Source organism: Micromonospora sp. NPDC023956 (assembly GCF_040639195.1).
Taxonomy (GTDB): Bacteria; Actinomycetota; Actinomycetes; order Mycobacteriales; family Micromonosporaceae; genus Micromonospora.
On record NZ_JBEZZN010000011.1, the window covers coordinates 108,588 to 130,464 of the forward strand.

Sequence of the window (21,877 nt, forward strand, 5' to 3'; positions counted from 1 at the left end):
ACACGGGGGATCTGTGGAGAGGCTAGAAAAGATGGATATCCGGGGAATTGACCATATTGAAATGTTCGTGGGGGATGCCCGGCAGGCGGCCTTCTACTTCGGTACGGCGGTCGGCTTCCACCTCTGCGGGGAGGGCGGCCCGGAAACCGGGCTGACCGGCCAACGGTCGTTGCTGCTGCGCCAGGCCGACGTCCGGATGGTGCTCACCTCCGGGCTGACCGCCGAGCACCCCGCCGCGACGTACGTGCAGCGGCACGGCGACGGCATCGCGGTGGTGGCCCTGGAGGTCGACGACGCCGCCGGGGCGTACGCCGAACTCGTCGGCCGGGGGGCGACCGGGGTGACCCCGCCGCGTACCTTCACCGGCGCGGACGCCGAGGTGGTGGTCGCCGAGGTGGGCGGCTTCGGCGACGTGCGGCACCGACTGGTCGAACGGCGCGGTTCCCGGGTGGAGTTCCTGCCCGGCGCGGTCGAGATGCTGCCCACCCCGCCAGGGGTGGACGCCGGGCCGCTCACCGGGATCGACCACCTGGCGATCTGCGTCCCGCCCGGTCAGCTCGACCGGACGGTCCGGCACTACCGGGAGGTCTTCGGTTTCGCCGACATCTTCACCGAGCACGTCGAGGTGGCCGGGCAGGCGATGAACTCCACCGTGGTGCAGAGCCCCTCCGGGCAGGTCACCCTGGTGCTGCTGGAGCCGGACACGACGCACCGGCCCGGACAGATCGACGCCTTCCTCGCCCAGCATGCCGGGGCCGGGGTACAGCACCTGGGCCTGAGCACCGGCGACATCGTCGCCGCCGTCGAGACGCTGCGCAGTCGCGGCGTCCGCTTCGCCGGCACGCCGGGCAGCTACTACGACGCGGTCGAGGACCGGGTCGGCCGGCTCGACGCCCCGGTCGACAAGCTGCGCGAGCTGGGGGTGCTGGTCGACCGCGACCACGCCGGACAACTGTTGCAGATCTTCACCGAGTCGATGCACGTGCGCCGGACGCTCTTCCTGGAGCTGATCGAGCGCCGGGGCGCGCTCACCTTCGGCAGCGGCAACATCAAGGCGCTCTACGAGGCAAAGGAACGGGAGCTGGCCGCCACCGCGGCGGCTCCTCAGGGGGTGGGGGCATGACCACGACCGAGATCAGCACCGACGTGACGTTGACCGCCGAGGAGAAGGCGCTGCTCCCCTCGGACGAGGACGTCGCCTTCTACGCCGAACACGGCTGGTACCTGTCGAAGAAGCTCTTCACCGACGCCGAGGTCGACGACCTCGTCGCCGCCTCGGACCGGTACTACACCGGCGAGCGGGACCGGCGGCTGCCGGCGCGTCCGCCGAAGCTCGCCTACTGGGAGCCGGCACAGGGCGACGTGCAGCGGCACAACGACTACGTCCACTACGAGCACGACGCGCTCAGCCGGATCCTGCGCAAGCCGCTGCTCGGCGCGGTCGCCGCCCGGCTGGCCCGCGCCGACGAGATCCGGGTGTTCCAGTCCACCCTGATCTACAAGCCGCCGATCTCCGGCGAGCCGAGCAACATCGTGCCCTGGCACTTCGACAAGCACTACTGGGCGTCGTCGTCCTCGGAGAACATGCTCACCGCGTTCATTCCGTTCCACGACTGCGGCGAGGAGATGGGCACCATCACCATGGTCGACGGCTCGCACCGCTGGCGGGAGATCGGCGCCGACGACACCGTGGTGCGGCACTTCGCCGACCGCGACCGCAGCCAGCTCGAGCAGATGCTGGCCGAGAACGCGGCCCACAACGGCGCCGAGATCCGCAAGATCCCGGTGGTGATCCCCAAGGGACACGTGAGTTTCCACCACTGCCGCACCTACCACGGCAGCGGTGCGAACGTCAGCGGACGCCCCCGCCGGGCGGTCTCGCTGCACCTGCAGGACGGCGTCAACGGCTGGCGGGAGTATCCGCTCTCCGACGGCACGCGCGCCGCGTACAACCACGACGTGCTGGTCCGCCGCACCGCCGACGGGCGGCCGGACTACGCCGACCCCGATTTCTGCCCGGTCATCTGGCGCAATGGCGCCACCCAAGGAGGCTGACGATGTCACGGTACGACTGGGGCCAGACCCACCCGGGGATCGAACGGCTGGAGCAGGCCGTCACCGACCGCCGTAACGTGGTGGTCCAGCACCCGCTCTACGCCAACCTGGACACCCACGCCGCGCTGGTGACCTTCATGGAGCACCACGTCTTCGCGGTCTGGGACTTCATGTCCCTGCTGAAGTCGCTCCAGCGGCAGCTCACCTGCGTCACGGTCCCGTGGATCCCCACCGGGCCGACCGGCAGCCGCCGCCTGATCAACGACATCGTGATGGTCGAGGAGAGCGACGCACTCGGCGACGGCTACATCAGCCACTTCGAGCTGTACGTGCGGGGCATGGCCGAGGCCGGCGCGGACACCACCGCCATCGACAACCTGATCGACCTGCTCCGCACCGGACGTGGCGTGGCCGAGGCGCTGGTGGAGGCGGGTGTGCCCGCCGCGTCGGCGGCGTTCGCCGGCACCACCTGGAACATCATCGAGAACACCCCGGTGCACTGCCAGGCGGCGGCCTTCGCGTTCGGCCGCGAGGACCTCATCCCGGAGATGTTCACCCAGGTCGTCGCGGTCAACGAGCGCAGCCGGAAGCTCAACACGTTCGTCGACTACCTGGAGCGGCACATCGAGGTCGACGGCGAGCAGCACACCCCGATGGCGATGCAGATGCTCGCCGACCTGTGCGGCGACGACGACACCAAGTGGCAGGAGTGCGCCGACACGGTCAACACCGCGCTCGCCGCCCGCGCCCGGCTCTGGGACGACATCCTCGCCGCCATCAAGGAGGGCCGCGGATAGTGGCCGAGCCCGAGCCGGTCCGGCTCTACCGGACCGTACGGCTGATCCGGCGCTTCGAGGAGCGGGCGATCGACCTCGTCCGCTCCGGTGCGATCGTCGGCGGCATCCATCCGTACCTGGGGCAGGAGGGCGTCGCGGCCGGTGTCTGCGGCGCCCTCCGGGCGGACGACATCGTCGCCGGCACCCACCGGGGGCACGGGCACGTCCTCGCCAAGGGCGCCGACCCGGCCCGGATGCTCGCCGAGCTGTGCGGTCGGGAGAACGGCCTCAACCGGGGCCGGGGCGGCTCGATGCACGCCGCCGACTTCGGCGTCGGCGTCTACGGGGCGAACGCCATCGTCGGCGCGTCCGGGGCGATCGTCACCGGGGCGGTCTGGGCGCTGCGCCGACGCGGCGGCGACCAGGTCGGGGTGAGCTTCTTCGGCGACGGCGCGGTGAACGAGGGCATGCTGCTGGAGGCGTTCAACCTGGCCGCGCTCTGGCGGGTGCCGGTGCTGTTCGTCTGCGAGAACAACGGCTACGCCACCACCATGCCGGTCGACGGCGCGGTGGCCGGTACCGTCACCGGCCGGGCCGAGGCGTTCGGCATCCGGGCGTCCGTGGTGGACGGCCAGGACCCGGAGGCGGTCCGGGACGTCACCGCCGCCGCCGTGGCCCGCGCCCGAGCCGGCGGGGGACCGGAACTGATCGAGGCCCACACCTACCGGTTCGACGCCCACCACACCTTCGAACACGCGGTACGCCTCGACTACCGCGACCCCGACGAGGTGGCCCGGGGCCGCTCGCGCGACCCGGTCACCATTCAGGGCGACCGGCTCGCCGCCGACGTGCGGGAGCGGATCGACGCCGAGGTCGAGGCGGTGCTCGCCGGGGCGGTGGAGTTCGCCCTCGCCGGCCCGGAACCCGACCCGGCCGGCGCGCTGGACCACCTGTACGCGAGCGGGCTGGTCGCCCGGACGGGGAGCCACTGATGCCACGGCTGTCGTACCTCAAGGCGCTCAACCGGGCGCTCGGCGACGAACTGGCCCGCGACGAGCGGGTGTTCCTGCTCGGCGAGGACATCCGGGTCGGAGCGTCGAACGTCACCGCCGGGCTGCTGAAGCGCTTCGGCCCGGAGCGGGTGCTCGACACCCCGCTGTCGGAGCAGGCGTTCACCAGCTTCGCCACCGGCGCGGCCCTGGCCGGGCTGCGGCCGGTGATCGAGTTCCAGATCCCGTCCCTGCTGTTCCTGGTCTTCGAGCAGATCGTCAACCACGCGCACAAGTTCCCGCTGATGACCGGCGGGCAGTGCGCCGCGCCGGTCACCTACCTGGTGCCCGGCTCCGGGTCCCGGACCGGCTGGGCGGGGCAGCACTCCGACCACCCGTACAGCCTCTTCGCGCACGTGGGGATCACCACCGTCGTCCCGGCCACCCCGGCCGACGCGTACGGGCTGCTGGTCTCGGCGATCCGGCACGACGACCCGGTGGTGGTCTTCGCCCCGGCCGGGGCGCTCGGCGTCCGCGACGACGTGGACTTCGCCGCCCTCGCCCCGGTGCCGCTCGGCGTCGGGACGGTCCGCCGCCCCGGTACCGACGTGACCGTGGTCGCCGTCGGGCACCTGGTGCACGACGCGCTCGCCGTCGCCGAGGACCTCGCCGACCAGGTGTCGGTGGAGGTGTTCGACCCGCGCACCCTCTACCCGTTCGACTGGGACGGGTTGACCGCGTCCGTGGCCCGGACCGGCCGGCTGGTCGTCGTGGACGACTCCAACCGCTCCTGCGGCATCGCCGGGGAGATCATCGCGACCATGGCCGAACGGGTCCGGATGGTCGCGCCCCCGGCCCGGGTCACCCGCCCGGACGGTGCGGTGCTGCCGTTCGCGCAGGCCCTGGACCGGGCCGTGCAGCCCAGCCGGGAACAGCTCACCGCCGCCATCCACCACGTCACGAAGGACGGATGAATGATCGACGCGACGTACGCCTGGCCCGCCGCCGGACAGGCGTGGTTCGACCTGCCGGAGCCGGTCCGCGCCGCCATGGTGACCGCCGGCGCCGAGAACTGGGCGGAGATCTTCCACGGCCGGGCCACGTACAACAAGCAGTGGCGGCTGGCCCGGCCGCCGGTCCTGACCGCCCAGAGCTACCGGGTGATGGTCGCCGTCGTCGACCGGCTGGCGCAGCTGCTCCTGGAGGCCGCCCAGCGGCGGGCCCGCACCACCGGCGAGCTGGCCGCACTGCTCGGCGTCGACCCGGTCGGCACCCGGATGCTCCCCACCGACGAGCCGCTCGGCGCGCACCTGCTCGCCGCCGTCCGACCGGACGTGCTGCTCAGCGACGGGGTGCCCCGGGTCGTCGAGTTCAACATCGACAGCAGCATCGGCGGGGTCCTGGACGCCGACACCGTCCTCGAGCGCTTCACCCGGCTCTACCGGGAACGGGGCATCCTCGACAGGGCTCCGGTGCGACCGGCCCCGTCCGCGATGGACACCCGCTTCGCGGCGATCCGCGCGACCCTCGGCGTGCCCGAGGGGGCGGTGGTGCCGCTGCTGCTCGACTTCGAGGCCGACTATCCCGGTCTGGACGACCCGGACCTGATGCGCCGGGTGCTCGCCCCGGTCACCGAGCGGGCCGCCCGGTTCGGCCTGGTGATGCCGATCGAGGCGGTCACCTCGGTCAGTCTCGCCGAGGACGGTACGCCGCTGGTCGCCGGGCAGCCGGTCGACGGGGTCTTCCGGCTCTTCGTGCTCAACCGGGTCACCCGTGGTCCCGGCCTGGACGCGTTGGAGACCGCCGTGCTCTCCGGACGGCTGCCGGCCTTCACCTCCGGCGCGGCCTGGCTGCTCGGGAACAAGCAGCTGCTCGCCTGGCTCTGGTCCGACCTGGCCGGCCTGGCCCCGGACGACCAGGCGATCGTCCGCCGGCACCTGCCCCGCACCGAGCTGCTCACCGCCGACCGGTACGACGCGGCCGTGGCCGGCCAGCACGACCTGGTCGCCAAGCCCGCCGACGGGTCGGCCGGCGTGGACGTCGTCATCGGCCGGGAGTGCGACCCGGACACCTGGCGCGCGGCACTGCGCCGGGGCGTCGAGCGGGGCGGCCACATCCTCCAGGAGTACGCCCACGCCGACGTGGTCCCGATGGACTTCGTGCAGATCGAGACGGGGGAGACGGTCACCGAGGAGGTGCCGTACAGCATCGCGCCGTACCTGTTCGGGCGGGAACCGGCCAACGCCTGTGTCCGGTCCGGCTTCCCGGGCTGCGAGGGGGTGCTCAACCTCTCCCGGGGCGTCCTGCTCTCCGGCATCCTGCTCGTCGACTGAGGCCGGGGCCGATCGTGCCGTCGACGGGGCACCGCCGACGGCACGCCTCCGCTCGGTGGCACGCCGCGGCAGCGGTCGCGTGGCGGCGAGAACGGTCCACGCTCCTGCGGGACCCCTGCCTCGTCGACGCCCACCGCCCGGCACGGGTGGTCACGATCGCCGCTGCCGTGACGTCGCCCGACGTCGCCCGAGAAGCGGTCCGGGCCCACCGTTCATGCGTCTCGGCGACGAGTGTCCCGGATCCTGGAGAAGACGACCGCGTCAGCGCGACGGCCGGGAAAGGAGAGGAAGCGGCGCAGCACGCCCTCCTGTGCGAAGGCGGCCGCGGTGAGAACCCGCCGGGACGCCTCGTTGTCCGGCTCCACCCACGCCTCCACCCGCTCGATGCCCGCGACGTCCAGTGCCCACGAGGACACCAGCATCACCGCACGGGTGGCGGTCCCTCGCCCCCGCGCCGACGGGACGACCCAGTAACCGATCCCCGCCACACCCGGCTGGGGCCGCAGCATGAGCACCACCGCACCGAGCGCCGAACCGGCTACCGCATCGGCGATCACGAGCGAGACACCCTCACCGTTGCTCGCCCGACTCCACTGCCGGTGGACGAACGCCCGTCCTGCGTCGACCGAGAACACCTCCGGGACCGTCGTGGCCTCGACAATCCGCGGATCCTGGGCCGCGGCCCGAACACAGTCCAGATCGTCTTCCCGCCACCGGCGGAGACGAACAGCCCCGTCAGTAAGATCAACAGCAGGGTGGGTCAACGGCACCGGACCACGCTACGCCACCGGCCGCCCCCGGTGGTTCCCGCCGCCGCTGCCCCAGCCCGGCACCTGCCCGGACGGCCTGACCCTCCAGAGTTCTCCGCCGGGTCGCTCGGAGGTTCGCCCACCGGCCGCTGAGCGCCCGCGTACCGCCCGGATCGGCGGCAGGCCGCTCAGGTCCGGGCGTCCGTGCCGGCGATCAGGGGCGCGTCGGCGGTCGGTCCCGCAGCATGGCCCCGAGCCGCCGGACGGTCTCGGCGGTGGCGATCGCGTCGCTGCGCGCACTGCCGTGCCGCCCGTCGCTGCTGTAGATCGACGGGTCGGCGGTGAGCGGGTGGTCGGTCAGGGAGACGTGCAGGGTGCCCAGCCGTTCGGCGAGCCGGGCGGTGTGCGCCGAGAGGCGGCGCATCCGCTCGCCCAGCCCGGGACGGACCTTCTCCGGCACGGCCGGACTGTTCGACACGTCGAACATGCCGACCGTGACGACGTCCGCCCCGGCCACCTGCAACGTGGTGACCAGGGCGGTCAGCTCGGCATCGACCGCCTCCGCGTCGTACGCCGGACGGAACGCGTCGTTGCCGCCGCAGACCACCAGCGCCAGGTCCGGCCGGAAGGCCACCGCCGGACCCGCCTGCTCGGCCCGCACCTCGTGCGCCCGCAGCCCGCGCCGGCCGAGGTTGAGGTACGCCAACTCGGGACGGACCGCGCGCAGCTCGGCGGCGATCCGGTCGGCCCACTGGAGGGTGCTGTACCCGGCCACCGGCTCGCAGAGGCCCTCCGCCACGCTGTCGCCGAGCACCACGAACCGTCGCCACGGGTGCCCGGCGAGCAGGGCGGCGCTCTCCCCGTCCCGGAGACAGTAGGGGTCGGTGGACTCGGTCAGCGTCGACGGCATGCCCGGGACCGTAGTGGACGGTGGCCGCGCCGACCAGCGTCCGGACGGCCGATCCCGGTCCGCCGTCGGCGCCGCTCCACCCTCGGCCCCGCCGACCCACCGTCGACGCCGGTCCCGGAGGCCCCGTCGGCCGGGGCGGGGATCGCCCACCGCCGCGACGAGCCGGGCGACCCGGGTCCGGTCAGAGCACGCGGGTGATCTGCTCGGCGGCGACGCGGTCGTCGAGCCGGTCGCGGTCGAGGTTGGCGCAGACCACCACCGACGCGCCGGCCGCGAGCGGGGCCAGCAGCCACTTCACCGGCTCGTCGTGCTCGGCCGCGTCGACCAGGACCCGGTCGCCACGCCGCAGGTCGCTCCACTCGGCGATGGCCAGTGCCAGGTCCCCCCACTGCCGGTAGCTGGTGCCGTCGACGCTGGCCGGGTCCGACCGGCGGACCGCCGCGTACGGCGGGAGGCTGTCCGGGTACCGGCGTACCTCGGTCAGGAAGTCGCGGTACCCGACGGGCGGCTCCGCCGGTGGCGCTCCGGCGGGCCCGAGGTCGAGGACGAAGCGATGGGTGGCCTCGGGCGGGTCGTCCAGCCAGGAGTCGACCCGGTGCCGGGCCACGAAACTGACGTCCAGCGGCTCGTCCGCGCCCGGTCCGGCGTTCGACAACCCGGCGGTGGCCCAGCCCCGGTACGACACGGCCACCCCCGCCGCCCACGCGCCCAGCAGGACGGCGGCGGTCTGCCAGTGCGGCGGGAGCAGGACGGCGGCCCGGCTCCCGGCGGCCAACCCGCACCCGTCCCGCAGCAGCCCCGCCGTGCGGGCGGCCCAGCCGCCCAGCTCCACCGCGGTCAGCGACGTCCGTTCACCGGTGACGTCGTCGTAGTACGTGAGCAGCGGCCGGTCCGCCCCGGCGACCGACCCGGCGGTCAGCAGGTCGGGTACGTCGACGGCGGTGGGGATGGTCATCGGGCCTCCAGGAAACGGCGCGGACCACCACCCTAGTCGCCGCCGCACCACGTGGGGGCGGAGGCCGGGCCCGGGGGTCACCGGCGTGGGTCGACCGCCCGCTGCCCGGCGGCGTACCGGTCGCGCAGGGCGCGCTTGTCGACCTTGTTGGACCGGTTCACCGGCAGCCGGTCGAGGAACTCCACCCCCTGCGGCGCCCACAGGTCACTGAGTTCCCGGCTGACCAGGTCGACCAGGTCCGCCCCGGTCACGGTCGCACCCGGCGTCGGCACCACGTACGCGTAGGGCGCCTCGGCGCCGTCGTCGGCCGGCACCCCGACCACCGCCGCCGCGGCGACCTGCGGGTGCCCGGCGAGCACGTCCTCGACGGGACGGCTGTAGATCGGCCAGCTCCGCCGTTGGGTGAGGATCCGGTCGGCCAGCCGGTCGACGAGGTAGAGGTAGCCGTCGGCGTCCAGGTGCCCGACGTCCCGGGTGCGGACCCAGCCGTCGACCAGCGTGTCGGCGGTCAGCTCCGGCTGGCCGAAGTACCCGACGAAGCTGAGCCGGGTGCGGACCCACACCTCGCCGTCGACGCCGGGCGGGAGCACCCGGCCGTCGGCGTCGCGGATCTCCACGGACACGTCGCCGTACGGCCGGCCGCAGGAGCGCAGCCGCTCCGGGTGCGCCGGGTCCTCGGTCACCTGCGGCAGCGCCGTGATGATCACGGCCTCGCTGAGCCCGTACACGATGCGCATCACCGGGCCGAACCGGGCGATGGCCTGGCGCAGCCGCGCGGGCGCGGCCGGACCGCCGCCCACGTTGAACATGAACATGGCGGAGAAGTCCGCGCCCTGCGACGCCGGGTGGTCGAGCACCTCGTAGAGCATCGGTGGGGTGAGGAAGGTCGAGTTGATCCGTTCGGCCTGCACGGTGGCGACGAAGCGGGCCGGGTCCCACCCCTGGGCGGGGAAGAGCACCCCACCGGTGAAGAGGTTGACCAGCGTGGTGACCTGGCCGCTGGCGATCCACATGGGGGAGTGCGACAGGTGTCGCAGCAGCGGCGCGCCGCTGCCCCGGATCGCCTCGGCGATGGCGAGGACCTGGCGGTAGAAGCTCTCCCGGTGGTGCACAAGCTTCGGCGCACCGGTGCTGCCGCTGGTCTGGAGGAACGACTCCGGCTCCGGTACCGACACCGGCAGCGCGGCGACGTCGGCCGGATCGGCGGGCGCGGTCAGGTCCGGTCCGTCCCCGGCACCCAGGCAGAGCACCGGCACGCCGGGCAGGGCGGCGGCGACCGCCGAGGCGGCTGCGCCGTCGCGGGCGTCGTGGACGAAGACGTCCGGTCGGGACCGCCGGGCGAACTCCTCGACCTCGCGGCGGGAGGTGACCGGCGCGATCCACATCGACCGGCAGCCGAGCAGGTGCAGCGCGAGCTGGAGCAGGGGGGCCTCGAGCACGTTGCCGGCCATCACCAGCACGGCCGCCCCCGGTCGCACCCCGTGCCGGTGCAGGTTGCCCGCGAGGGAGCGGACCGCGTCGGCGACGTCCCGGTAGGAGAGCCGCCGTCCGTCGGCGACCAGTGCCTCCCGGTCGCCGAACTCGGCGAAGAGGGCCAGGGCGTCGGATACGTAGCTCGCCCGGTGCGTGGCTCCGTCGGCCATGCGGCAGCTCCCATCGTAGGCAGGTGATCACCGGACGGCGGTCCACGGGGATCCGGGGCAGGCGCGTCCGGGAGGGGTTTCGGCCGGTGGCGCGGCCCCGGCGAGCACCGCCGACCGCCTCGCACCACCGCTCGTCGAGCCTAGGTGGACGGTCACGGTGCCGACCAGAGCCGATCGTCGGAGGGCACCGTCCGGGCAGTAGTTGATCATGCCGGTCCGGTTGATTGACCCCTGTCAGCAGCGCCGTTAGGTTTCTGGACCATCGTCCGGGTGCCGCCGACCAGCGGACGGCCCCGGGCTGCCGATAATGGAGGTTCAATGTCGACCCCGAAAAGATGGCACGTCGTGGCTACCGCCGCGGCGTTGCTGGTCACGGCCACGCCCGCCGTCGTGGCCAGTGCCGGCCCGTCGGCCGACGCCAACCGCAACGACCGGTCGCGCGACGTGTGGGCGGGCACCTGGGCCGCCGCGGTCACCCGGGGCAACTCGGTCGGGCTGACCAACAACGGGCTGAACAACCAGAGCGTCCGGATGGTCGTGCACACCACCGTCGGTGGTGACCGGGTACGTATCCGGCTCAGCAACATCTTCGGCGAGCAGGCCGTCACGCTCGGCCGGGCCACCGTCGCCAAGCCGAACACCAGCACCCCGGCGGACCTGTCCGACATCGACACCACCACCCTGCGCGAGCTGACCTTCGGCGGCTCGGCCACCGCGACCATGAACCGCGGCGGTGAACTGCTCAGCGACCCGATCAACCTGCGCGTCGGCGAGCAGCAGGACCTGGTGGTGACCCTGCACTTCCCGACCTCGACCGGCCCGGTCACCTTCCACGGCCAGTCGCGGCAGACCACGTACATCGGGGCCACCGACCTGACCGGCGCGGCCGGTGGGGCGGGCTTCACCATCCGCCCGGACTGCTGCTGGTTCTTCCTCTCCGGGGTGGACGTCGAGCGGCGCAAGAGCCCGGGTGCGGTGGTGGTGCTCGGCGACTCGATCGGCGACGGCAACGCCAGCACGGTCAACGCCAACAAGCGCTGGCCGGACTACCTCGCCGACCGTCTGATCGACACCCGCTCCGAGGTGCGTACGCCGGGCGTGCTCAACGCCAGCCTCGCCGGCAACCGGCTCAACCACGAGGGCACCGAGCCGGGTGCGGGCGGCTTCCCCGGTTACTACGAGCTGGGCCCGAACGCGGTGGCCCGACTCAACGAGGACGTCTTCGCCCAGACCGGTGTGCGGACCGTCGTCACCCACCTGGGCATCAACGACATCTGGATGTCCGGCGACTCCGCCGAGAGCATCATCGCCAGCCTGCGGCAGATCAACCAGCAGGTGCGGCAGCGCGGGCTGACCAGCCTGGTCGCGACGCTCACCCCGTACCAGGGACACGGCGCCGAGGGGGTCTGGACGGCGGAGAAGGAGGCGACCCGGCAGGCGGTCAACGCGTACCTGCGCGGCAGCACCGAGTTCGACGGGGTGCTCGACTTCGACCGGGTGCTCCGCGACCCGGCGCAGCCGAGCCGGTTGCTGCCCGCGTACGACTCGGGGGACCACATCCACCCGAACGACCTGGGCAACAAGGCGATGGCCGACGCGGTCAACCTGCGGCTGCTCGACCTGTAACACAGCACGTCGGAAGCGGCGGGGTGATCCCCCGCCGCTTCCTGCCGTCATTCCTGGGGAGGAAGCACCGCACGTGGACGTCCACAAGATCCTGACCGGCCTCTACAGCGAACAGGGCCGGCAGGACCCGTACCCGTACTACGCCGCCCTGCACCGGTTGGGGCCGGTGGCCGCCGTACCGGACCGGGGCGAGCACCGCTCGGTCACCGCCGTCGCGGTCGGCTACGACGCCGTCGCCGGGGTGCTGCGCGACCCGGAGTTCTCCAAGCAGCCGCCACCGACCTGGCGGGACCACGAGGTGCTGCGTACCCTCCAGACCTCGATGATGTTCGTCAACCCGCCGGACCACACCCGGATGCGGCAGGTCTTCGCGAAGACGTTCACCCCGCGTCGCCTCGGCGCGCTGGAACCGGTGGTGGTACGGGTCGTCGACACGCTGCTGGACCGGATGGCCGAGAACGGCGCGGGCGGCGCCGAGGTCGACTTCGTCGCCGACTTCGCCCACCCGGTGCCGGCCCTGGTGATGGCGGAGTTCATCGGCATCCCGGAGCAGGAGCTGGCCTGGTACCGGGAGCGGGTGGAGTCGATCGACGCGTTCCTCGACGTGGCCGGCAAGACCCCGGAGCGGCTGGCCGCCGCGAACACCGCCGCCGCCGAACTGCGCGAGTTCTACCGCGGTCTGCTCGCGCTCCGCCGCGCCACCCCGGCCGAGGACCTGATCAGCGGCCTGGTCGAGGCGGTCGACGCCGGCGACGTCGGGCTGACCGAGGACGAGCTGATCAGCAACCTGATCGTGCTCTTCAACGCCAGCTTCGTCACCACGGTCTACATGTTGAGCAACGGGCTGCCGATCCTGCTGGAGCATCCCGACACGGTCGCCGCGCTGCCCGGTGACGACGCCCTCGCCGCCGGGTGCGTCGACGAGATCCTGCGGATGCAGAACCCGGTGCACTTCCTGGCCCGCGCCGCGCCCCGCGACCTCGAACTGGACGGCGTCCCGGTGGCCCGGGACGAGAACGTCCTGCTGCTGATCGCCGGGGCGAACCGCGACCCGAGGCGTTTCCCCGAACCGGACCGCTTCGACCCGCGCCGGTCCGGGCCGGCGTCGCTCGCCTTCGGCCTCGGCCTGCACTTCTGTCTGGGCGCCGCCGTCTCCCGGCTGGAGGGACGGCTCGCGCTGCCCCGGCTGCTCGCCCGCTTCCCCCGGCTGGCCGTCACCGCGCAGCCGACCTACAGCGGCAGCCTCTTCCTGCGCGGTATCGACACGCTGCTCGTCACCACCGGCGGTTAGGAGACCCCCATGCCACTGGACCCACAGGTCCTGGCGTACCGCGCCCGCCGGGCGGCGGCCGGTACGGCCCAGCTCTACACCCAGACCCTCGCCGAGGCCCGCGCCGCCGACCTGGCCGCGATCCGGGCCGGCGGCGGCGACGCCGAGCCGGTGCACGAGGTACGCGACCGGACCGTTCCCGGCCCGGACGGGGACCTGCCGATCCGGATCTACCGTCCGGCCGGTGACGGGGCGCTGCCCACCCTGGTCTACTTCTTCGGCGGCGGCTGGACCCTCGGCAGCATCGACACCGCCGACGGCATCTGTCGGCGGCTGGCCAACGCGGTGCCCTGCCAGGTGATCACCGTCGGCTACCGGCTCGCCCCGGAGAACCGGTTCCCGGCGGCGGTGCTGGACTGCCACGCCGCCACCACCTGGATCGCCGCGCACGCCGACGAGCTGGGCGTCGACCCGGCCCGGCTGGCCGTCGGCGGGGACAGCGCCGGTGGGAACCTCGCCGCCGCGGTGACCCTGCTCGCCCGCCGTGACGGCGCGCCGACCCTCGCCGGGCAGCTCCTGGTCTACCCGAACACCCTGCACCGGGGCGAAACCGAGTCGATGCGCGAGTCCGAGGACCCGTACCTGTTCAACCGGACCTCGGTCGACTGGTACTGGGGGCACTACCTGGCCGACCCGGCGGACGGGCGGAACCCGCTCGCCTCGCCCCTGCTCGCCGAGGACCTCGGCGGGCTGCCCCCCGCGCTGGTGATCACGGCCGAGTACGACCCGCTGCGCGACGAGGGGGAGCGGTACGCCGAACGCCTCCGCGAGGCCGGCGTGCCGACCGAACTGGCCCGCTACGCCGGCATGATCCACGGGTTCTTCGCCATGTCCGGTGTCCTCGACGGGGGCCGGCACGCCCTCGACCGGGCGGCCGGCTGGCTGCGGGCACGCCTGCTCGCCCCGGCCGCCGGGCCGGAGGCCGTCGGCCCGGACCGCCGGCCGGTGGGCGCGAGGCGGGCCGATGACTGAGCGCGTCCCGCCGGCCGAGCCCAGGGCCACCGCCGGGCGTCCCGACGACCAGCCGGTCTGCCTGGCCGACTTCGCCGCAGCCGCCCGCGCCGTCCTGCCCGCCGACGTGTGGGACTTCGTCTCCGGCGGCAGCGGCGCGGAGACCACCCTCGCCGCCAACCGCGCGGCCCTGGACCGGGTCGCGGTGCTGCCCCGGGTGCTGCGCGGGTCGGGTGCCCCACGGCTGGACACCGTGCTCGCCGGTCGGCCGGCCGCGCTGCCGGTGGCGGTGGCGCCGATGGCGTACCAGAAGCTGGTGCACCCCGACGGTGAGCTGGCCCTGGCCACGGCGGCCCGGGTGGCCGGCGTGCCCTACGTGGCCAGCACCCTGGGCAGCTGTCCGATCGAGGAGGTCGCCGCGACCGGCGCGGACGTCTGGTTCCAGCTGTACTGGCTGCGGGACCGGGGCCTGGTCGTCGACCTGCTGGCCCGGGCCGAGGAGGCGGGCTGCTCGGCGCTGATGGTGACGGTGGACGTGCCGGTGCTCGGCCGCCGCCTGCGCGACCTGCGCAACGCGTTCCGCCTGCCCGCCGAGGTGACCGCCGCGAACCTGCCCGGCGGTCGCCACGACCTCGCCCACCAGGGCGCCCCCGGCGTGTCGGCGGTGGCGGCGCACACCGGTGCGGTGTTCGCCCCCGCCCTGACCTGGACGGACCTGGAGTGGCTTCGGTCGGAGACCCGGTTGCCGCTGCTGGTCAAGGGCGTCCTCGACCCCCGTGACGCCGTCCTCGCCAGCTCCGTCGGCGCGGACGCGGTGGTGGTCTCCAACCACGGTGGCCGGCAGCTCGACGGCGCGCCGGCCGCCGTCACCATGCTGCCCGAGGTACTCGCGGCGCTCGACGGCCGCGCCGAGGTGCTGCTGGACAGCGGGGTACGAGGCGGCACCGACGTGCTGCGCGCCCTGGCGCTCGGCGCGAGCGGCGTGCTGGTCGGCCGGCCGATGCTCTGGGCACTGGCCGTCGACGGGCGTTCCGGCGCGGAGCGCGCCCTGTCGATGCTGGCCGAGGAGCTGCGCGACGCGCTGGCCCTGGCCGGTTGCGCGGACCCGGCCGAGGCCCGCGAGCTGCGCGCGCTGACCGGGGGAGAGCGGTGAGCACGCCGGTGGAGATCGACGTCGCCGCACTGCACCCGGCGGTCGACGATCCCGCGCTGACCTCGATGAACTTCCTCAACGAGGTGGCCCAGCGGTACCCGGACGCGATCAGCCTCGCCGCCGGGCGGCCGTACGAGGAGTTCTTCGACGTCGCCGCGCTGCCCCGCTACCTGGAGCGGTTCCGCCGGTACCTGACCGACGAGGTCGGCCACGACGAGGCGGGCGTCCGGCGCACCCTGTTCCAGTACGGCCGCACCAAGGGCATCCTGCACGAGCTGATCGCCCGCAACCTGGCGGTGGACGAGGGCGTCACCGTCGACCCGGAGGCGGTCGTGGTGACCGTCGGCTGCCAGGAGGCGATGTTCCTGGTGCTGCGGGCCCTGCGCGCCGATCCCCGGGACGTCCTGCTCGCGGTCGCGCCCACCTACGTCGGCCTCACCGGGGCGGCCCGGCTGCTGGACTTCCCGGTCCGGCCGGTCCGGGGCGGGCCGGACGGGGTCGACCTGGTCGACCTGCGGGCCCGCCTGGACCGGGCCCGCGCCGCCGGGGAGCGGCCCCGGGCCTGCTACGTGATGCCGGACTTTGCCAACCCGTCCGGGGTGAGCATCAGCCTCGCCGACCGCCGCCGGCTGCTCGACCTGGCGGAGGCGGAGGACCTGCTGCTGATCGAGGACAACCCGTACGGCCTGTTCCCGGCCGACGGCACGGCCCGGCTGCCCACCCTGAAGGCGCTCGACGAGCGGGGCCGGGTGGTCTACCTGGGCTCGTTCGCCAAGACCGTGCTGCCCGGCGCCCGGGTCGGCTACGTCCTGGCCGACCAGCGGGTCCGGGGCGCGGACGGGACCGTCGGGTTGCTCGCCGACCAGCTCGCCAAGATCAAGAGCATGGTCACCGTGAACACCTCCCCGATCGCCCAGGCGGTGGTCGGCGGCCGGCTGCTGGCGCACGGGTGCAGCCTGCTCCGGGCCAACGAGCGGGAACGCGCGGTCTACGCCGGCAACCTGCGGCACCTCGTCGCCGGCCTGGCCCGGCGGTTCCCGCCACCGTCGCCGGTGCGGTGGAACGTCCCGGCCGGCGGCTTCTTCGCGGTGCTGACCGTGCCGTTCCCGGTCGACGACGCGCTGCTGGCCCGGTCGGCCCAGGAGTACGGCGTGCTCTGGACGCCGATGGCGCACTTCTACGACGACACCGCGCCGGTCGACGCGCTGCGGCTGTCGATCAGCGCGGTCACCCGCGAGCAGATCGACCTGGGGTTGGACCGGCTGGCCGCGCTGGTCACCGACGAGATCCACCGGCGCGGCCCGGCGGTCACCTGAGGTGTCCGGCACGACACGCTCCGCCTCGCCACCACACGCTCCGCTGTGGACGGCGATAATGGAACCATGGTCGCCTGGGAGTACGCACTACTGGTCCGCCGCTACCAAGGGCAGGGGCGCAGTTTCGAGGTCACGTTCACCTGGTACGGCCCGGACGGCTCACGCCGGGACGTCACCCCGTACGGCGACACCGCCATCGCCCACCTGAACCGGGTGGGCCGGGAGGGGTGGGAGCTGGTCTCCGCGGCCGAGGACGTCAACAACGTGCAGGGCAGCACCGAAGTGCACCGTTACCACCTCAAACGGCCGGTGACGATCTGACCCCCGCCGGGGTGGCGCCGCGCCCGGCGCCACCCCGACGGCCGGGTCGTCAGCCCAGGTCGACGGTGGGGTAGAGCGGGTAACCGGCGACCAGGTCGCTGGCCTGCTTGGCGATCCGTTCGGAAACCGTCGGGTCGAGGATGTACTTCGCCTTCGACCCGGTGCCGTCGGCGTTCGCCCCCGGCCGGGTCTGGCTGAGCACGGTGTGGATCAGCTCGGCGGTCTCGTCCATCTGGTCGGTGCCGAGGCCCCGGGTGGTCAGCGCCGGGGTGCCGATCCGGATGCCGGAGGTGTACCAGGCCCCGTTCGGGTCCTGCGGGACGGCGTTACGGTTGGTCACGATGCCGGAGTCCAGCAGGGCCTGCTCGGCCTGCCGGCCGGTCAGCCCATAGCCGGTCACGTCGATGAGCACCAGGTGGTTGTCGGTGCCCCCGGTGACCAGGGTGGCCCCGCGCCGCAGCAGCCCCTCGGCGAGGGCCTGCGAGTTGGCGACGATGCGCTGCGCGTAGTCGGCGAAGTCCGGGCGGCGGGCCTCGGCCAGGGCGACCGCCTTGGCGGCCATCACGTGCGGCAGCGGGCCGCCGAGCACCATCGGGCAGCCCCGGTCCACCTGCTCGGCCAGCTCCGGGCCGCAGAGCACCATGCCGCCGCGTGGGCCGCGCAGCGACTTGTGCGTGGTGGTGGTGACGATGTGCGCGTGCGGCACCGGGTCGAAGTCGCCGGTGAAGACCTTGCCGGCGACCAGCCCGGCGAAGTGCGCCATGTCCACCATGAAGGTGGCGCCCACCTCGTCGGCGATCTCCCGCAGGATCCGGAAGTTGACCTTCCGGGGGTACGCGGAGTAACCGCCGACCAGGATCAGCGGCCGGAACTCCCGGGCCGCCTCGGCGACCTTGTCGTAGTCGACCAGGCCGGTGGCCGGGTCGGTGCCGTAGCTGCGCTGGTCGAACATCTTGCCGGAGATGTTCGGCCGGAACCCGTGGGTGAGGTGCCCGCCGGCGTCCAGCGACATGCCGAGCATCCGCTGGTCGCCCAGCTCGCGGCGGAGCGTGAACCAGTCGGCCTCGGTGAGGTCGTTGACGTGCCGGGCCTGTGCCTTCTTCAGGGCCGGGGCCTCGACCCGGTCGGCCAGCACCGCCCAGAAGGCGACCAGGTTGGCGTCGATGCCCGAGTGCGGCTGCACGTACGCGTGCGCCGCCCCGAACAGCTCCCGGGCGTGCTCGGCGGCGAGCGCCTCGACGGTGTCGACGTTCTGGCAGCCGGCGTAGAACCGCCGGCCCACGGTGCCCTCGGCGTACTTGTCGCTGAACCAGTTGCCCATCGCCAGCAGGGTGGCCGGGGAGGCGTAGTTCTCACTGGCGATCAGCTTCAGCGACTCCCGCTGGTCGGCCAGCTCGGCGCCGATCGCGTCGGCCACCCGGGGCTCGACGGCCCGGATCACCTCGAGGGCGCTGCGGAAAGCGGTGGACTCGGCGTTCGACGACGGCATGCGACCTCCAGTACGGTGCGGAAGGCCCAGGCGCTCGGCGTGCGTCCTCATGACGGGGCCGCTTCCCGATGGTGCTCCATCCCCACGCGCCAGTCACGGCCCACCGGCGATCCTACCGGGTCGCGCCGGGCGGTCCCCGTCCTGCCTCCGCCGAGGCTGGAGCGCGGCGCGAGCGCGCCGCCGCCGGGACGCGTGCGCGGGGCCGCTGGCCGGCAGAGGTGTCCGTAAGATCGTGGTCATGGTGGGGGAGGGCGGCGGCAGCCTGGTCGCGATCAGTGATCTGCACGTCGGATACGCGGACAACCGCCGGGTCGTCGACGAGCTGCGCCCGGAGTCGCCGGAGGACTGGCTCCTCGTCGCCGGCGACGTCGGCGAGACGGTGTCGCACATCGAACGGACGCTCGGTCAGCTGCGCGAGCGGTTCGCGAAGGTGATCTGGGTGCCCGGCAACCACGAGCTCTGGACCCCGGCCACCGATCCGGTGACGCTGCGGGGCGAGGAGCGGTACCGGCACGTCGTCGACCTGTGCCGGCGGCTCGACGTGGTCACCCCGGAGGACCCGTACGAGATCTGGCACGGCCCCGACGGGCCGGTCCGGATCGTGCCGCTCTTCCTCGGCTACGACTACACCTTCCTCCCCGACGGGATGGACCGGGAGGCGGCGCTGGCCGAGGCGCACCGCACCGGCATCGTCTGCACCGACGAGTACCTGCTCCACCCCGACCCGTACCCGAGCCGGCAGGAGTGGTGCGCCGCCCGGTTGACGCAGACCCGGGCCCGCCTCGACGCGCTCGACGAGCTGCCGACCGTGCTGGTCAACCACTACCCCCTGGTACGGGAGCCGACCCGGATCCTGCGGTTCCCGATCTTCGCCCAGTGGTGCGGCACGACCGCCACGGCCGACTGGCACCTGCGTTACCGGGCCGCCGTGGTCGTCTACGGCCACCTGCACATCCCGCGCACCACCGTGTACGACGGGGTGCGGTTCGAGGAGGTCTCCGTCGGCTACCCGCGCGAGTGGAAGCCCCGCCTGAACCCCCCTCGGCTGCGGCGGATCCTCCCCGCCCCGACCGGTGACCTACCGGAGTGGCCGGCGAGCCAGCCACTCCGGTAGTCGGGTCGGGGCGACCACGGGCCCGCTGGCCGGGCTCAGGCGGTCATCGCGTCGAGGGCCTTCTTCAGCGCCTTCGGCTCGGACGGGCTCCGCGGCGCGTCCGGGCGCAGCGCCAGCATCCGTTCACCGATCTCCTGCAACTGCTTGCGGCCGAGCGCCTCGCGCACCTTGGGGAACCACTCCTGCTCCTCCTCCTCGACGTGGTGCGTCACGTTCTCGATCAGCACGGTGGTCTTGGCGACGAAGCGCTCGTCCCCGGCGTCCATGGTGGCCAGTTCGGCGCAGAGGACGTCGGCGACGTGGTGCTCCTCGTACGACTCGAGGATGTCGTCCTCCAGGTCGGGCAGGAGCCGGCGGACCTCCGGGTACATCACCTCGTTCTCGAGGTAGGTGTGCACGGTCAGCGCCTCCAGGATCCGGTTCACCAGCTCCTGCCGTCGCTTCGGCGGCCCCTCCTGCGCGTCCTGGAACTCCCGGAACAGCCGGCGCATCTCCTTGTGGTCCTCTTTGAGCAGCACGATCGCGTCGGTGGACACCGTTGACCTCCTCGAGTGGACTGGTGACCGCCCTGCTACCCCCGGCCCGGCCGGGCAAAACAGACCTCACCCGGACGGGTGAGGGCCCGGCGCGTCACCGCGCCGGGCCCCCGCCGTGCCGCCCGCCCGGTCGTTACCGGACGGCCTCGTGGGCGTCGACCATGCCCGCGCCGTAGAAGCCGTTACGCGCCCCGCCGGAGCAGGTGGCGTCGTAGCTGCTGCCCAGCAACGGCACGGGGTTGTACACCCCGGCCGGGCAGGGCACCGGGTCGGCGGTGCGCTCCAGGAACGCCGCCAGCTGGCCCGGGTTCGTCCCCGGGTGCGCCGAGGCGGCCAGGGCGGCCACGCCGGTCGCGTGCGGGCCCGACATCGAGGTGCCCTGCTTGTAACCCCAGCCGTTGGTCCGGGTCACCACGTTGAACGTGGTGGACAGGATGCCGTCGGTGCTGGTGGAGCGGGCGCCCTCGGTGCGGAACCGGGTGTCGCCACCGGGCGCGGTCACGTCGACCACGCCCTGCCCGTACGAGGAGTAGTAGCTCTTCGCCCCGGTCGGGCCGACCGCCGAGACGGTCACCACGCCCGGTGCCTCGGCCGGCAGGACGAGGCAGGCGTTGGTGAGCTCGCGTACCTCGGGCGTGCCGTTGTTCGGGCTGCCCGTGTCGACGACCTTGTGGGCCAGGTCGTAGTTGGAGTTGCCGGCGGACGCCACGTGCAGCACGCCCCTGCCCTGCGAGTACCGGATGGCCCGCTGCACGGCCTGCCACACCGGCCGCTGCCGGGCGTCGTTGCGGCAGTTGAGCTGCCACGGGTCGATGTAGTAGCTGTTGTTGGTCAGCTGCATGCCGTGCTCGGCGGCCCAGAGGAAGCCGCAGACGGCCGCCTCGGGGAAGATGTACCCGTCGTCGTTGACGACCTTGACGGCCGCCACCTTGACACCCGGGGCGACACCGGTGACGCCCACGCCGTTGACGGCGGCGGCGATGGTCCCGGCCACGTGGGTGCCGTGGTCGGAGGTGGTCGGGTTCCAGGCCGCCTCGGTGGTGTCCGGGACGCCACCGACGCAGCTCGCGCTCTTCTCCCGGGCGATCTGGCCGGCCAGGTCCGGGTGGCTGCTGGAGATGCCGCTGTCGAGCACCCCGACCACGACGTCCGGGCTGCCGGTGGTGACCGCGTGGGCCTGCGGCACGTTGATCATCGGCATGTCCCACTGCTGGCCGAAGAGCGGCTCGCCGGTCGGGTCCGCACCGGACGGGGCGGGGCCGGTCAGCTCCACCGTCTCGCCCTCGTCCAACGCGGTGCCCAGGCCGGCGGTGGAGGCGACCGAATCGACCCCGGCACCGGCGACCTGCCGGGTGAAGTCGGGGTTGGTCGAGCGGACCACCAGCACGCCGATCTGGTGGTATGCGGCCACCACGGTGCCCTGCGCGGCCTTCGCGCGGGCCACCGCCCGGTCCGTCGACGCGCCCTGCGGTGCGAGCACCAGGAACGTCGTCTCGGGACCGGCCGCGGACGCCGGAGCCAGCCCACCGGTGACGGCGAGGCCGACACCGAGGGCCACGGTCGAGGCCGTGGCAAGGGTCTTGCGACGGATGAACTTCACACACACTCCCAGGGGGCTGTTCCCGCCGGTC

Annotated in this window: 20 protein-coding genes and 1 riboswitch; of the genes, 13 read left to right on the forward strand and 7 right to left on the reverse strand. The window is 73.3% G+C overall.

Annotated elements, in window-relative coordinates:
- Nucleotides 1–31: 31 nt before the first annotated feature.
- The 6 genes from hppD to AB0F58_RS21345 are packed head-to-tail and all read left to right on the forward strand — an operon-like array spanning nucleotide 32 to nucleotide 6,153.
- Nucleotides 32–1,123, forward strand: a complete 1,092-nt coding sequence (hppD, locus tag AB0F58_RS21320) for a 4-hydroxyphenylpyruvate dioxygenase (RefSeq protein ID WP_357145471.1) — start codon at nucleotides 32–34, stop codon at nucleotides 1,121–1,123.
- On the forward strand, nucleotides 1,120–2,055 hold the full coding sequence (locus AB0F58_RS21325) for a phytanoyl-CoA dioxygenase family protein (RefSeq protein WP_357145473.1): 936 nt from the start codon (nucleotides 1,120–1,122) through the stop codon (nucleotides 2,053–2,055). Before hppD ends, AB0F58_RS21325 begins: the two co-directional genes overlap by 4 nt.
- A gap of 2 nt (nucleotides 2,056–2,057) precedes the next feature.
- Nucleotides 2,058–2,852: a DUF3050 domain-containing protein gene (locus AB0F58_RS21330; protein WP_357145476.1), complete on the forward strand. Its 795-nt coding sequence runs from the start codon at nucleotides 2,058–2,060 to the stop codon at nucleotides 2,850–2,852.
- Nucleotides 2,852–3,823 carry a thiamine pyrophosphate-dependent dehydrogenase E1 component subunit alpha gene (locus tag AB0F58_RS21335; RefSeq protein ID WP_357145478.1) on the forward strand — a complete coding sequence of 324 codons (972 nt, stop codon included), beginning with the start codon at nucleotides 2,852–2,854 and terminating at the stop codon, nucleotides 3,821–3,823. Before AB0F58_RS21330 ends, AB0F58_RS21335 begins: the two co-directional genes overlap by 1 nt.
- Nucleotides 3,823–4,794 (forward strand): transketolase C-terminal domain-containing protein, encoded by a 972-nt coding sequence (locus AB0F58_RS21340; RefSeq protein WP_357145481.1) that lies wholly within the window; start codon nucleotides 3,823–3,825, stop codon nucleotides 4,792–4,794. Before AB0F58_RS21335 ends, AB0F58_RS21340 begins: the two co-directional genes overlap by 1 nt.
- Nucleotides 4,795–6,153: a hypothetical protein gene (locus AB0F58_RS21345; RefSeq protein ID WP_357145483.1), complete on the forward strand. Its 1,359-nt coding sequence runs from the start codon at nucleotides 4,795–4,797 to the stop codon at nucleotides 6,151–6,153.
- Nucleotides 6,154–6,365: 212 nt separating this feature from the next.
- On the opposite strand, the gene AB0F58_RS21350 is transcribed toward AB0F58_RS21345, so the two are convergent.
- From AB0F58_RS21350 to AB0F58_RS21365, 4 genes are all read right to left on the reverse strand, one after another.
- Nucleotides 6,366–6,923, reverse strand: a complete 558-nt coding sequence (locus AB0F58_RS21350) for a GNAT family protein (protein WP_357145486.1) — start codon at nucleotides 6,921–6,923, stop codon at nucleotides 6,366–6,368.
- Between the two features lie 193 nt (nucleotides 6,924–7,116).
- On the reverse strand, nucleotides 7,117–7,812 hold the full coding sequence (locus AB0F58_RS21355) for an SGNH/GDSL hydrolase family protein (RefSeq protein ID WP_357145489.1): 696 nt from the start codon (nucleotides 7,810–7,812) through the stop codon (nucleotides 7,117–7,119).
- Nucleotides 7,813–7,993: 181 nt separating this feature from the next.
- Entirely contained in the window at nucleotides 7,994–8,767 is a 774-nt protein-coding gene (locus AB0F58_RS21360) for a TIGR03089 family protein (RefSeq protein WP_357145491.1), read from the reverse strand.
- A 77-nt stretch (nucleotides 8,768–8,844) separates the two neighbouring features.
- On the reverse strand, nucleotides 8,845–10,410 hold the full coding sequence (locus AB0F58_RS21365) for an AMP-binding protein (protein WP_357145494.1): 1,566 nt from the start codon (nucleotides 10,408–10,410) through the stop codon (nucleotides 8,845–8,847).
- 345 nt (nucleotides 10,411–10,755) lie between these two features.
- Here AB0F58_RS21365 and AB0F58_RS21370 point away from each other — a divergent pair, with 345 nt between their 5' ends.
- From AB0F58_RS21370 to AB0F58_RS21395, 6 genes are all read left to right on the forward strand, one after another.
- Nucleotides 10,756–12,036 (forward strand): SGNH/GDSL hydrolase family protein, encoded by a 1,281-nt coding sequence (locus AB0F58_RS21370; RefSeq protein ID WP_357145497.1) that lies wholly within the window; start codon nucleotides 10,756–10,758, stop codon nucleotides 12,034–12,036.
- A gap of 73 nt (nucleotides 12,037–12,109) precedes the next feature.
- Nucleotides 12,110–13,327 (forward strand): cytochrome P450, encoded by a 1,218-nt coding sequence (locus tag AB0F58_RS21375; protein ID WP_357145500.1) that lies wholly within the window; start codon nucleotides 12,110–12,112, stop codon nucleotides 13,325–13,327.
- Nucleotides 13,328–13,336: 9 nt separating this feature from the next.
- Nucleotides 13,337–14,338, forward strand: coding sequence for an alpha/beta hydrolase (locus tag AB0F58_RS21380; RefSeq protein WP_357145504.1), 1,002 nt, complete (start codon nucleotides 13,337–13,339; stop codon nucleotides 14,336–14,338).
- Complete coding sequence (locus AB0F58_RS21385; protein ID WP_357145507.1) at nucleotides 14,331–15,470, forward strand: alpha-hydroxy acid oxidase; 1,140 nt, start codon at nucleotides 14,331–14,333, stop codon at nucleotides 15,468–15,470. The genes AB0F58_RS21380 and AB0F58_RS21385 overlap by 8 nt, the downstream gene beginning before the upstream one ends.
- Nucleotides 15,467–16,786, forward strand: coding sequence for a PLP-dependent aminotransferase family protein (locus tag AB0F58_RS21390; RefSeq protein ID WP_357145509.1), 1,320 nt, complete (start codon nucleotides 15,467–15,469; stop codon nucleotides 16,784–16,786). The genes AB0F58_RS21385 and AB0F58_RS21390 overlap by 4 nt, the downstream gene beginning before the upstream one ends.
- Nucleotides 16,787–16,852: 66 nt before the next feature.
- Complete coding sequence (locus tag AB0F58_RS21395) at nucleotides 16,853–17,107, forward strand: hypothetical protein (RefSeq protein ID WP_357145511.1); 255 nt, start codon at nucleotides 16,853–16,855, stop codon at nucleotides 17,105–17,107.
- Between the two features lie 49 nt (nucleotides 17,108–17,156).
- Here the strand turns inward: AB0F58_RS21395 and AB0F58_RS21400 are convergent, their stop codons facing one another.
- Complete coding sequence (locus tag AB0F58_RS21400) at nucleotides 17,157–18,596, reverse strand: glycine hydroxymethyltransferase (RefSeq protein WP_357145514.1); 1,440 nt, start codon at nucleotides 18,594–18,596, stop codon at nucleotides 17,157–17,159.
- 17 nt (nucleotides 18,597–18,613) lie between these two features.
- A riboswitch (ZMP/ZTP riboswitch) is annotated at nucleotides 18,614–18,703 on the reverse strand.
- A gap of 131 nt (nucleotides 18,704–18,834) precedes the next feature.
- Here AB0F58_RS21400 and AB0F58_RS21405 point away from each other — a divergent pair.
- A complete protein-coding gene (locus AB0F58_RS21405) occupies nucleotides 18,835–19,710 on the forward strand; it encodes a metallophosphoesterase (RefSeq protein WP_357145516.1) in 876 nt (291 codons plus the stop codon).
- Between the two features lie 35 nt (nucleotides 19,711–19,745).
- On the opposite strand, the gene AB0F58_RS21410 is transcribed toward AB0F58_RS21405, so the two are convergent.
- Both AB0F58_RS21410 and AB0F58_RS21415 read right to left on the reverse strand, forming a co-directional pair.
- Nucleotides 19,746–20,246: a hemerythrin domain-containing protein gene (locus AB0F58_RS21410; protein ID WP_357145519.1), complete on the reverse strand. Its 501-nt coding sequence runs from the start codon at nucleotides 20,244–20,246 to the stop codon at nucleotides 19,746–19,748.
- A gap of 133 nt (nucleotides 20,247–20,379) precedes the next feature.
- Nucleotides 20,380–21,846 carry a S8 family serine peptidase gene (locus AB0F58_RS21415; RefSeq protein WP_357145522.1) on the reverse strand — a complete coding sequence of 489 codons (1,467 nt, stop codon included), beginning with the start codon at nucleotides 21,844–21,846 and terminating at the stop codon, nucleotides 20,380–20,382.
- Between the last annotated feature and the right edge of the window lie 31 nt (nucleotides 21,847–21,877).